This is a genomic window from Streptomyces sp. NPDC005408 (genome assembly GCF_040606445.1).
In the GTDB taxonomy this organism is placed as follows: Bacteria; Actinomycetota; Actinomycetes; order Streptomycetales; family Streptomycetaceae; genus Streptomyces.
Window position 1 is genome coordinate 47,452 of the sequence record NZ_JBEXEX010000047.1, and the last position, 11,330, is coordinate 58,781.

11 protein-coding genes are annotated in these 11,330 nt (G+C 67.1%); 4 read left to right on the forward strand and 7 right to left on the reverse strand.

Annotated features, from left to right (window positions below; genetic code table 11):
- Nucleotides 1–1,086: 1,086 nt before the first annotated feature.
- The gene (locus ABZS64_RS31030) at nucleotides 1,087–2,421 is read right to left on the reverse strand and encodes a cytochrome P450 (RefSeq protein ID WP_355836930.1); all 1,335 of its coding nucleotides are present in this window, start codon (nucleotides 2,419–2,421) and stop codon (nucleotides 1,087–1,089) included.
- A 345-nt stretch (nucleotides 2,422–2,766) separates the two neighbouring features.
- Here ABZS64_RS31030 and ABZS64_RS31035 point away from each other — a divergent pair, with 345 nt between their 5' ends.
- Nucleotides 2,767–4,131 carry a cytochrome P450 gene (locus ABZS64_RS31035; RefSeq protein ID WP_355836932.1) on the forward strand — a complete coding sequence of 455 codons (1,365 nt, stop codon included), beginning with the start codon at nucleotides 2,767–2,769 and terminating at the stop codon, nucleotides 4,129–4,131.
- An 86-nt stretch (nucleotides 4,132–4,217) separates the two neighbouring features.
- Here the strand turns inward: ABZS64_RS31035 and ABZS64_RS31040 are convergent, their stop codons facing one another.
- The 6 genes from ABZS64_RS31040 to ABZS64_RS31065 all read right to left on the reverse strand — a co-directional run bounded on the left by ABZS64_RS31040 (nucleotide 4,218) and on the right by ABZS64_RS31065 (nucleotide 8,454).
- Complete coding sequence (locus ABZS64_RS31040) at nucleotides 4,218–4,667, reverse strand: hypothetical protein (protein ID WP_355836934.1); 450 nt, start codon at nucleotides 4,665–4,667, stop codon at nucleotides 4,218–4,220.
- 614 nt (nucleotides 4,668–5,281) lie between these two features.
- On the reverse strand, nucleotides 5,282–5,461 hold the full coding sequence (locus tag ABZS64_RS31045; RefSeq protein WP_355836936.1) for a hypothetical protein: 180 nt from the start codon (nucleotides 5,459–5,461) through the stop codon (nucleotides 5,282–5,284).
- Between the two features lie 108 nt (nucleotides 5,462–5,569).
- Nucleotides 5,570–6,247, reverse strand: coding sequence for a hypothetical protein (locus tag ABZS64_RS31050; protein WP_355836938.1), 678 nt, complete (start codon nucleotides 6,245–6,247; stop codon nucleotides 5,570–5,572).
- Complete coding sequence (locus ABZS64_RS31055) at nucleotides 6,244–6,846, reverse strand: sigma-70 family RNA polymerase sigma factor (RefSeq protein WP_355836940.1); 603 nt, start codon at nucleotides 6,844–6,846, stop codon at nucleotides 6,244–6,246. The genes ABZS64_RS31050 and ABZS64_RS31055 overlap by 4 nt, the downstream gene beginning before the upstream one ends.
- Before the next feature lie 447 nt (nucleotides 6,847–7,293).
- Nucleotides 7,294–7,455, reverse strand: coding sequence for a hypothetical protein (locus ABZS64_RS31060; RefSeq protein ID WP_355836942.1), 162 nt, complete (start codon nucleotides 7,453–7,455; stop codon nucleotides 7,294–7,296).
- Nucleotides 7,456–7,644: 189 nt separating this feature from the next.
- Nucleotides 7,645–8,454, reverse strand: coding sequence for a hypothetical protein (locus ABZS64_RS31065; RefSeq protein WP_355836944.1), 810 nt, complete (start codon nucleotides 8,452–8,454; stop codon nucleotides 7,645–7,647).
- 193 nt (nucleotides 8,455–8,647) lie between these two features.
- Between ABZS64_RS31065 and ABZS64_RS31070 the strand changes: the two genes are divergently transcribed.
- From ABZS64_RS31070 to ABZS64_RS31080, 3 genes are all read left to right on the forward strand, one after another.
- Nucleotides 8,648–8,890: a hypothetical protein gene (locus ABZS64_RS31070; protein WP_355836946.1), complete on the forward strand. Its 243-nt coding sequence runs from the start codon at nucleotides 8,648–8,650 to the stop codon at nucleotides 8,888–8,890.
- Nucleotides 8,891–9,301: 411 nt separating this feature from the next.
- Entirely contained in the window at nucleotides 9,302–9,907 is a 606-nt protein-coding gene (locus ABZS64_RS31075; protein WP_355836948.1) for a hypothetical protein, read from the forward strand.
- Between the two features lie 47 nt (nucleotides 9,908–9,954).
- A complete protein-coding gene (locus ABZS64_RS31080) occupies nucleotides 9,955–11,199 on the forward strand; it encodes an IS256 family transposase (protein ID WP_355836952.1) in 1,245 nt (414 codons plus the stop codon).
- Nucleotides 11,200–11,330: the final 131 nt, after the last annotated feature.

Consider the following 11,330-nt stretch of genomic DNA (forward strand, 5'->3'; position numbering starts at 1 on the left):
TCTCTGCGAAAGCGGTCATGACACGGCTGCGAATACGCCACCCGATTGATCAACTACGCCGCATCGTACCCACCCGCCACACCCCCTCCAACAGGTCCTTCTCGCCACTCAGGTCCCTCCAAAGGGCCCTGCACCAGGGGGAACAGGGCTTTCGGGGGGGCAGTCGGGGCCCCTGCTGGGGCCGCATGAGCAACCGTTTTTCGAAAAGATTCCCTGGTGATGTGCGTCGGCGGTGTCTGGCTTGAACGCAACGCGCCGTCCCGGCCCTGGTCGTCTCGTGACGCAAGTCGGGGGTTGTTTCTATGGGGCAAGCCGACGGGAGACATGAGTCACGTTTGACGGTCACGCCTATCCAATTCACGACAGATGGCGTTATCGGGGGCGACCGACAAGGGTGCGGCCGGGAGTTGGTTGTCGGCGTGTCGCCTTGACCGTCGCGGACGCACCCGCGCGCCGTGGCCTGAAAGGCGGCGTTGACGCGTGGGTAGCTGGAAAGCGGCTCTGCCCACGACAACGGTCTCAGGCTCAACCTCTGGAGTGCGGTTTTGCCCCGAGGTGAGATTCCAGGCGCCCCATCATGTGCTGGTCGGCTGCGGTGCCGGCGGGATTCGAACCCGCGGACAGGGAGAGGCAGGCCCGCCCCGGTCCCCGTCAGTCGACGTGAGAGGGGCCTCGCTCACGTCGATCGCAATGGGCCGCTCTGCCACGACTCCGCAACCTGCGGGAACTGCGCAGTCCCGCTCCGGCCAGGGTAGAGACAGCGCCCTGTGGAGGGCGAGTCCGTTACCTGGAACGTGGTAGGAGTCGGCACTCTGCCGTGACACTACAGAAGTTGGCCAGAGCGACGACTGGTGAACAAATCCATGGAAAGCGAGGCCCGTCTCGAAAGGTATGCAGTCCGCGTCCGCCGTCCTACCACGGAATGGTTGGCGACCTGAGCAGGCCCGCTGTTCGCGACCCGCGCCCCTGCTCCGCAGAGGAAACGAGAAGTCTCCACGAGGGCCGACTGCTCCTGGTGGAGCGGCAGGGGCGGTGTATCGGTCTGGGCAGCAGCAGCCTTGCCCACCGCTCTGCCCGTCCGGGACGTCAGCGCAGTCGGCGCAGGAGCCGCCGCCACCACGGCCCGCGGTTCTGGTCGTTCACCGGCGCAGATGCTGGGACCGTCGCTGTGACCGTATGGGCGGCGGGTAGCGGCTGCGCGACGGAGGCCGTTGGTGCCGGGGCCGCGGAGCCTGCCGTCCCCTGCCTGCGGAAGTGCACGGGCAGGTTGTCCAGGCGCTGGGAGATCAGCGAGGTGGTCACATTCAACTCGCCCTCGTGCACAGCGAGTTCCATGTCCGGGATCCGTGCGAGCAGCGTGTCGATGCCGGTGTCCGCGATGGCTCGTCCGATGTCCTGGCCGGGGCACTCGTGGGGTCCGCCGCCGAAGGCGAGGTGCGAGCGGTTGCCGTGCACGGGCGTGCCCAGATCGGGCCTGATCTGGGGGTCCATGTTGCCGGCCGCGAGTCCCAGCATCACCATGTCGCCGGCCCTGATCTGCTGGCCGCCGAGTACCGTGTCGCCGGTGGCCCAGCGGGTCGGTACCACCGCGAGCGGCGGGGAGTCCCACATCACCTGTTCCAGGGCGTCCGGCAGGGTCATATGACCACCGGACAGATGGCCGCGGAAGCGCCGGTCGGTCAGCACCATCCGCAGCGCGTTGGCGATCAGGTTGGTCGTGGTCTCGGTGGAGGCGACGATCGCGTGCCGTAGGTGCTCGACGACTTCGTCGTCGGTGAGGCCGGACTCGTGGGCTGGCAGCCAACTGGCGAGGTCCTCGCCGGGCTGCTCCTTCTTGCGCTTGACCAGCTCCGACATGACGTCAACGACGTACTGGTTGCTCTGCAGGGCCGTCTCGCTGCCCCGGATCATGTCACGCACGGCCTCACCCATCGGAAGCGCGTGCCCCTCCGGTATGCCGAACAGCCGGGCCAGCACGAGACTCGGCAGCTTCTCGGCGAGGTCCGCGACGAGGTCGGCCCGCCCCGTGGCGGCGAAGCCGTCGATCAGCTGATTTGTGTATCGGACGACATAGCGGCGGACTCCGTGCCGGTTGAAGCGCTCCAGGCTTCCTGTGATCGCGTTCCGCAGCCGACCGTGCTCCTCACCGTCGGTGAAGGCCACCAACGGCTGCCACATGGTGACCGGGAGCAGCGGCGAGTCAGCCGGCAGGCGGACGTTCCAGGTCCGGGAGTCGGAGGAGTACAGCAACGTGGTGCGCATGACTTCGAGGTTCTCCCGGTGCCCCAGGACCAGCCAGGCCGGCACGTCACCGGGCAGCAGCACCTTCGCCACCGGCCCCTGCTCCTGGCGGAGGTTTCCGTAGAGCGCGTGCGGCGCGTCCGCTTCCGGCCCGTAGAGCCGCCGCAGCCCGCTGGGCACTTGAGCATGCGCCGGGCACCCAGGAGGGGGCGCGGACGAAGTGCCGGTCGGGTCTGAAAGCGGGCTGGCCACGATGCCTCCGGGGAGCAACGGCGAAGAGGAAACGGCAGAGGATGCAGGAGCGTCCGCAGCATATCCCTGGCCAGTCCCGAACTTGCAGCCAGTGCCGGGTGAACTGGCCTGCGCATTACGACACTTGGCTCCACAACCACCCCGGGGACTCCCGGCGCCGGGATTCAGGGTCGCGCCGCAGGGCTCCTGATGGTGGGATCTCCTCAATGACGAGACAGCGCGGCGCGGTGCACCATCCGGTGTGCCGCACGGCTCAGAGCAAAGGATTCTTCGGTGTCAGTTGGGTTGCAGCCTGTCGGATTGCAGTCGGTGCCGCGCGCCCCCGGGGCGGTCCCGCTTCTCGGGCATGCCCTGAAGCTGTGGCGGGATCCTCTCGGCTTCCTGAAGTCGCTGCGGGAGCACGGGGGTTTGGTCCGTGTGGATCTCGGCACCATGCCCATGATCGTGATCACGTCGGCGGAACTCGTCCACGAGGTGATGGTGAAGCAGGCCCGGAGCTTTGAGAAGGGCCGGTTCTTCGACAGGTTGCGGCCGCTGGCGGGCAACGGCCTGGCCAATTCCGACGGCGAGGTGCACCGCAAACACCGGCGCATGCTCCAGCCGATGTTCTCCAAGGAGCGCATCGCGATTTACTCGGACACGATGAGCCGCAATGCGCGTGCGCTGGCCGACTCCTGGACGCCCGGGCAGGAGATCGAGCTGGAACAGGCGATGGCCGAGTACGCCATCGAGACGCTGGCGTCGACCATGTTCTCCACGGACATCGGACTGCCCGCGGTGGAGGCCGTACGCAAGAACCTTCCCGTACTGCTGAAGAACCTGCTGATACGCGCGGCGTCCCCGAAGGCTCTGGACCGGCTGCCGATCCCCGCCAACCGCGACTTTGACGCCGCAGCAGCGAACCTGCGCGAGGTCATCAACGAGGTCATCGTGACCGCCCGCCGTTCCGGCGACACCAACCGGAACGACCTGCTGTCGCTGCTGCTCGCGGCCCAGGACACGGAGAGCGGAGACGGTCTCTCCGACACCGAGGTCAGGGACCAGCTGGGCACCATCCTCTTCGCGGGCGCCGAGACCACGGCGGCAACGTTGGCCTGGACGTTCCACGAGCTGGCCGCGCATCCCGAGGTCGAGAAGCAGCTGGTTGCGGAGATTGAGGAGGTCGTCGGCGACCGGCCGGTCACCATCGAGGACATACCGCGACTGGAAGGGATCCGCAGGGTGCTGGACGAGGTGATCCGGCTGCACGGCGTCACCATGCTGATGCGCCGCACCACGGAGCCAGTGGAACTGGCCGGCATCACCTTCCCCACCGGCACCGAGGTGGCGTTCAGCTTGTACGCCATCCACCGCGACCCGACCCTGTACGCGAACGCCGACAGCTTCGACCCCGACCGATGGCTGCCGAAGCGGCAGGAAGAGGCCGGCCTGGGGCGCAAGGACTACATCCCCTTCGGTGCAGGCAACCGCAAATGCATCGGCGACCTATTCGTGTGGACGGAAGCCACCATCGCCATCGCCACCGTGCTCGCGCGCTGGCAGCTGGTCCCCGCCCCCGGGCACACGCCCAAGGAAGTCGCCTCAGCGGTGGCACACGCCGACCGCATCCCCATGACGGTCAGGCCCCGTCACACCTGACCCGCGCACCCCGCTCACTCACGTGCAGCTCGCGCTCGTCAACGGCGAGCTGCACGCCGGGCCCCCCGAAAGCCGCTCGGGCGTGTTCAGGTGGCCGGAGGAGAGGGAGGTGAATGCGCGTCCGGAGAGTAGAGGACCGCCAGTTCCAGAGTGATCTCGCGCACCGCGTGCGGGTCATCCGGCTGTCCGCGCCGGATCTCGGCCAGGATTCGGGTCTGCCCCTCCGCGTCCCCACGCTCGACTTCAGCCAGGTAATCGGAAACCAGTCGGCACAGCGTGTCCATGTCGGAAACCAGTCGGCACAGCGTGTCCATGTCGGAGACTCCGAACGCCGTTCCCGGGAGCACCGCGAGGACTCGCCCCTTCAGCTCCTCGTACTGGGCGGGAGTCAGGGCTTGTTCGGGTACGACTCGCGCGAAATCGTTCCGCGCACTGCTGGGTGCGTGCCGCACGACGTCCTCGGCCAGCAGCAGCAACACAAAGTCCAGCCCCTGAGTCCCCCATTGAGCAGCCACTGTGCGCTGCAGCATGCTCACGACACGGCTCTCACCCGTGGCGGCGCAGGACACCATGTCGTCCTTGACGGACCGTAGCTTGCTCCGGTCACTCGCACTGAGATTCACCAGACGAGTGTAGATACGCCGCCTCTCCTGGAGGCTGTAGGAGCCAAGCCTTCCGCATGCCGGCTGGCGGACCTCGGTGGCCTGCCGCAGGGGTTCAATACTGGTGGGGCCTATTCAATTGTCGCCTGTTCCCCGTGGAACCCACCCTGCTGGTGCTGTGCGTGGTCGCCGGAGGTATCAGGCTCCTGATTCCTCCGGCGTCAGCGCCGAACAGAGTTCAGTGAGCCAGCCTCGCCAACCGTACGGGCCGCCGTGTCGGCGTACGGGCGTAGGCGCAGACGCCCCAACGGGCTGAGACGCGGGCGCCGGTCAGCATTCGGATCCAGCACCCGGCGGCATTCGGCGACGAAGCGATCCAGGTCCTCCCGCACGAGATCACTGGCCTCGATGGGGTGCGCGCCCGGTCCATTTCTTCCAGCTCAACAGGAGGCCTTCTGCATCGAGTCGGCTGAGGAGCCCTCGAAGATCTGCTCACGTGCGACCTGTCCCTTGGCTGCTGACCGAAACCTGCCCGGGTGTGGCAGGTTTCAAAGGCGGTGCTGGACCCAGACGGTGATGATGCCGACTGCACCGGTGCCCAGGCCGTAGCAGGCGCCGCGCAGCAGCAGTCCGGTGGCGACGCGGCGGCGACAGGCGGCCCAGTGGAACAGTCGGCGTACGGTTTCGGTGGTCTTGCACCAGGGGCAGCAGGCGGGGCTATTGTGCATGGCAGATGTCCTTCTTCTTCGGAGGGGTGTCGTGCGGGGAGCCCTTCCGACCGGAGGCCTAGGAACCGGGGTCGGAGTCGGGGCTCCTCTGCTTTTGTGTTCGGCCCGTTAGCGGCGGGTGAAGTCGGCCAGGCGGTCGGCCAGGCGCCGGTCGGGCCGGCGGACGATGATGCAGGAGTTCGCGCCGTGTTCCGCCAGGCGGTCGACTTCCATTTCCAGGCCCCCGGTGGGGGCACTCGCGGAGGGCGAGCCGTTGTGGCGGACGTAGCGTGCAACTGCCTCCAGGCAGGCGAGAAACGCCTCATCGGGCGCGTCGGCGTCGAGTACGGAGTGGGTGACCTCGTGCCGCCAGTGCCGGGCTTCCCGGCTTTCCCCCAGTGCGAGGTGGTGCAGGTGGAGGCAGTAGGCGGCAGCCCGGTGACCCGCACCGGCGGCGAGCTGCCACCAGAACTGGGCACTCTCCGGATGGCCGGTGAGATACAGCAGGCACGCGAAGACCAGCGCGCCGTCGACATCCAGCTGTTCTTCTTCGACCGGCGTGGCCGTCGGGCCTTCTGCCAGCCGGTCGACGTGGGTGGCGGCGCCGGGCCCGTTGAGGATCCAGCGCGAGACCACGGCCAGACGCTGCCCCGCCTGCGCCGCCCGGACCATGTCCGGCTGCGGCGCGGCCTGAGCCGCGTCGGCGGCCAGCCTGCGCAGCGCGGCCCCGACGTCGAACACGGACGGGGAGGGGGACGAGGTGGGGATGGCGGCGTCGGCCAGGAGGTCATCGATGGTGGAGGTCACTGCCCTCCCCCTTTCTTCTTCTTGTTCAGATCGGCGGGCAGGCCCAGCTGCACGCGCAGCCGTTCCTTGCCCTTGCGGCCGTGGTAGTCGACGGTGCGTCCGTCCAGGCCCATGAACCGCGCGATCTGCGCCGTCTTGTAGCCCAGAAGATGGCGCAGCACGATCACGTTGAACTGCCGGGGCGGCAGCCCGGCGATCGCCTCGTACAGCCCGCCGGTGCCGTCCTTGAGCTCCAGCTCGTTCCTGACCGCACGCAGGTTCTGGGCTATCGGACCGTTGATGACGAACGCGGGAATCCGGCCCTCCCGTTCCAGACGACGGGTGACACGGCGGTGCAGGACCGCGAGAGTCTGCTGTTCCAGATCCCCTTCCTGCAGCAGCTGCTCCCAGCCGCCCAGGATTTCCAGGAACACCTGGTGGACCACCTCTTCGGCAGTCCGCCGACTGCCGAGGTGGATCTCCGCGAAGGCGTGAAAGAACTCCTGGTGGCCGAGGTAGAAGCCTTCGTAGTCCAGGGGAAGCGCCAGGGGTGCGCGTACCGGCTGGCCGTATCCGCTGCCCTGGGGCGAGACGTCTCCGCGGACGTCGTCGTCGCTCACGCGGGCCTCCGGCGTGCACTACTCATTGCGGGTTCCTCTTCGTTGAGGGCGGTACGCAACAAGCCCGTACCGGGAGCCAGTTGGCTCTCAGCACCCACGATGTCGAGAACGAGGCCCGATCACTCATCACCCCTCGAAGAAAAATCACCCGTTGATCATGTACGGGCACGCTACGTCATTTCGGCTATCGAACTTGTATTCACGAAAAGGGCTCCGAACAGTGCAAACGAAGGCGCGCGCGAAACAGTCAGCAGACCCCAACCGCGAAGTGACACACGTCACAGGGGAGTTGGGCGAAAACGAGCACCACCCGAACCGCTCCGGTCGTCGGCAGACCGCCCCTACGACTCGCCTCACACAATCGGGTGGAAAGCGCCAACAGCCCACCCGCGCCCACCGACCATGTGCACCCGGCGGCTACTGGAGGAGGTAAGTCTGGCGGGTGCTCTATGAGTCGATGAGATACGCCTTCTCGCCGACCATGAGGGGGGCGTCAGCAGGTCCTTTGATGTAGGGACCGCGCCAGATCACGCGATGTTCCTGGTGGCTGGGGTACCACTGCCGGACCTTGTGCATCCGCACCGGCCACCGGTGGTTGTAGATGCGCACACCGCGGTCGGCTCCTTCAGCACCGGAGCGCTGTGCCGGCACCTGACTGGCGAGGCGGATCACTCGGATGTCCGGGTCGTACGGCTCGCCCGCGCTCCCCGGTTGCCTCTGCGTTCCGGGTACGGGCCGCATCTCCTCAACGCGGCCCCCGCCCCACTCTCCGATCTCGGGGACAGGCTGCGCCCGCCACTAGGACGCCTGGTTCAGCGCAGTCTGCAGTTCCCGATGGTGGGCGGAGACATCGGCAAGCTTCTCGCTGCTCTCTTCGGCAAGACAGCCATCCCCGCGCATCCCGTACATACCGTCAGGCACGAATCGGGGCATGGGAGTTCCGCCGACCTGCGCCTGGGCGACGGCGAGACGCCATTCGGCCGGCTGCATGGGTCCGTCCCGGTCCATGAACGTGGTGACCCGTACTCCCGGGTACTGGGCGGTGGGAAGGACCTGGTGCTGGATGGTGAACTGCCAGCCGAAGGCGGCGGTGTCAGAAAGCGATCCGGTCCGGTTGACGATCACCAACGGTTCGGGCAGCACGAGCAGGCCGTTCGGTATCTCGACGTCCCGCTCCCTCACAAGTGTGATGACGTCTGCCGGCTCGAGAGTGGCTGCGGCCGCCATCACCGCTGCATGCGCGGCCGGGGAGATGACGAACACTTCCGCGTCTGTCAGCAGCCGTGTGACCTGCTCCATCTGCCAGTTGGCGGCCTGTTGCGGGCCAGTCGGCCACGGTGGTTTCACGCCCAGCTTGCCCAGAGTCATGGAGCAGGCCAAGTCCCGCTCCATGCCTTCGGGCGCGTCACTGTTCAGCACGACGCTGTGCATCTCCGCCATGACGTCGTCCAGGTTTGAGGCGAGGGCGGCACGCACATACGGGTTTCCGGGCAGCCGCCGCTGGGTGTCGGCCTTTGCCTGGTGGGCGGCGCGCGCCGCACCTGCTGCGGTCCACTGGCCAGCCTTCTCCCTGCTCCGTTCCCGCTTGCCCCGACTCGCTTTTCCCACCCCTGGCCCCCTCGCCCCGATGGCCGATGCGAAAGCCGTACCCATCTCCAATGCTGACGACACGGCACGATCCGGACAGCAGTGTTGGTATCTGCACTGCCGTGAGCCACCGAGCGGGCATCGACTCACGGGTGTCCTGCGCCTTAGGCGTCAACGACGCCGCAGCCGTGGCCAATTCCCTAATCTCGGAAGCATGATGACCACGCAGCCCGACCCCGCCGCATCCCACTCCCTCGACCTGCGCGCGGCCGCCTCCCGCCTCGCGCTGCTCAATGACGTCGCGAACACGGGCGCGCCCGCCGAAGTCCTGTACAACATCGCCGGCAACCTCGATGCTCTGCGCCACCCCGTTACTGCGCTCGGCGGCAGCGACACCGTAGTCAAGGCCCTCGCCGACGCTGCGGCCGCCGTCCGCGACCTGATGGGCCGCCACTAAGTTCCTGGCCACCCGCCCGCCGCCGAGGTCAGGGCGAGTCTGCCGACCCCGCGATGATTGGCCCACCGTGGCCCGCGCGCTGCGCGTCGAATCGCTTGCGACCTATGGCCAGGAGGACGCTCTACCCGATGTCGCCGACGGCTGGATCGCTGGTGGGGCTGCGGCAACACCGGCTACCCGCCCATGGCGCCCAGAAGCGGAAGCAACCGCCTGTTCACCGCCCTGGGCTTCGGCGTCGGCATGCGGACCGCCGGGCTTGGTGACGGGAGGGTTCGCTAGGGCCTGTCCGACGGGTAGTGACGCAGCAGCGCCGATCTCCGCCCCTGGGTGTTCTCTGCGACCGTCGCGGGCTGCAGGGTACGGCGGCGCGACACCGCCATACTCGGAGCGGGCCAGAAATGGTGGTACCACATGAGCAGTACGGTGGTTCCGTTGGTGATCGCGTTCCTGGGTATCGTCGGCACGCTCGCATCAGGGCTCATGACGCAGCGGCTCGCCGAGAACGTCAAGTCCAAGGAGTTGGACCATTCCGAGCGGCAGCGCGCCGAGGAGCGACAGTACGAGACGAAGCGTGCGATGGAGGAGGCCGTTCGGGCCTGCTCCGTCATGCTGAACACCGCTTCCCTGGACTATCACTCCGAGCTGAACAACTTCTGGTACGCGCTCCGGGCCGACCGGGTCACGGATGACCTGAGGTCACGTCTGGACGACGCGCGGCGCGAGCACCGTGCGCGGTACTCCGAGGCGCAGATGCGGGTCCCGGACGACGTGCTCGCCACCGCCGACGACGTCCACCGTAGGCTCAGCCGGATATATGGGGTCCTCAAGCGTCTCGACGGCAGCATCCCGCCGCGCCGGGAGGGCGAGTCCCTGGAGCAGGCGCACGCTCAGATCGTGAGGCTCTGGGACCAGCTCAGCGAGATGCGCCGCGTCATGCGAAGGAGCATCGGCGTCCCCCCGGACAGGGTCTGTACGGTCTCCGGTGTAATTGATGATCAAGGAAGAGACATCAAGTGACTGACACCGTGACCGAGTCCGAGGGCGCCGATGACCAGGCGGAACCGTTGCTGGAGGCCCCGGCGGCCGAGCAGAAGCTCATCGACCAGCTCGTCGAGCAGGCCCGGAACAAGGGGCTGCAACTGACCGGCGAGGGCGGGCTGCTGCAGCAGCTGACCAAGACGGTGCTGGAGTCCGCCCTGGAGGGCGAGATCACCGACCATCTCGGCTATGACAAGCACGATCCTGCGGGCAAGGACGGCGGCAACTCCCGTAACGGCACCCGGTCGAAGAAGGTGCTGACGGATATCGGCCCGGTCGAGATCGACGTGCCCCGTGACCGGGAGGGCTCCTTCGAGCCGGCCATCGTCAAGAAGCGGCAGCGCCGGCTGACCGGCGTGGACGAGATGGTGCTCTCGCTGTCCGCGAAGGGCCTCACGCACGGTGAGATCTCCGCGCACCTGGCCGAGGTCTATGGCGCGAACGTGACCAAGACGACCATCACCACGATCACCGACAAGGTGATGGATGGCATGGCGGAATGGCAGAACCGGCCACTCGACCGCGTCTACCCGGTCGTCTTCATTGACGCTATCAACGTGAAGATTCGCGATGACCAAGTGGCGAACAGGCCGATCTATGTGGCGTTGGCGGTCACCGCCGAGGGCCACCGCGACATCCTCGGACTGTGGGCCGGTGACGGCGGTGAGGGCGCGAAACACTGGCTGCGGGTGCTGTCGGAACTGAAGAATCGCGGCGTTGAAGACGTCCTCATGCTGGTCTGTGACGGGTTGAAGGGGCTGCCCGACGCGGTCGGCGAGGCCTGGCCCCGTACCGTTGTGCAAACGTGTGTAGTTCACCTTTTGCGAGCCTCGTTCAGATATGCGGCCCGCCAGGACTGGGACAAGATCGCGAAGGCGCTGAAGCCGGTCTACACCGCGCCGAGCGAGGACGCGGCCACGACGAGGTTCCTGGAGTTCGCCGAGGTCTGGGGGAAGAAGTACCCGGCGATCGTCCGGCTCTGGGAGTCCAGTTGGGCGGAGTTCACGCCTTTCCTCCAGTTCGATGCGGAAATACGCCGGATTGTGTGCACGACCAACAGCATCGAGAGCGTCAACGCCCGCATCCGCAAGGCCGTCCGCTCCCGCGGACACTTCCCCACGGAACAGGCCGCCCTCAAGTGCGTCTACATGGCCGTCATGAGCCTCGACCCGACCGGCGCCGGCCGTAAACGCTGGACCATGCGCTGGAAGGGCGCGATGAACGCCTTCGACCTGGCCTTCGACGGCCGCCTTACCGCAGGCCAACTCTAGCCACACCAACCCCAGTTACACCTTTGGCTTTACAGACCTAGTGTCCTGAGTCGAGAATTCGCTGCGTAAGTTGGTCTTGAGTCGGCATCATGGGTGGATGGCGAGGACGGGACGGCCGAAGGCCGAGTTGG

What these genes read in the sequence shown, in the direction of transcription:
- ABZS64_RS31045 (WP_355836936.1), bottom strand. Translation starts at nt 5,461, where the DNA reads ATGCACAATAGCCCCGCCTGCTGCCCCTGGTGCAAGACCACCGAAACC.
- ABZS64_RS31070 (WP_355836946.1), top strand. Translation starts at nt 8,648, where the DNA reads ATGATGACCACGCAGCCCGACCCCGCCGCATCCCACTCCCTCGACCTG.
- ABZS64_RS31075 (WP_355836948.1), top strand. Translation starts at nt 9,302, where the DNA reads ATGAGCAGTACGGTGGTTCCGTTGGTGATCGCGTTCCTGGGTATCGTC.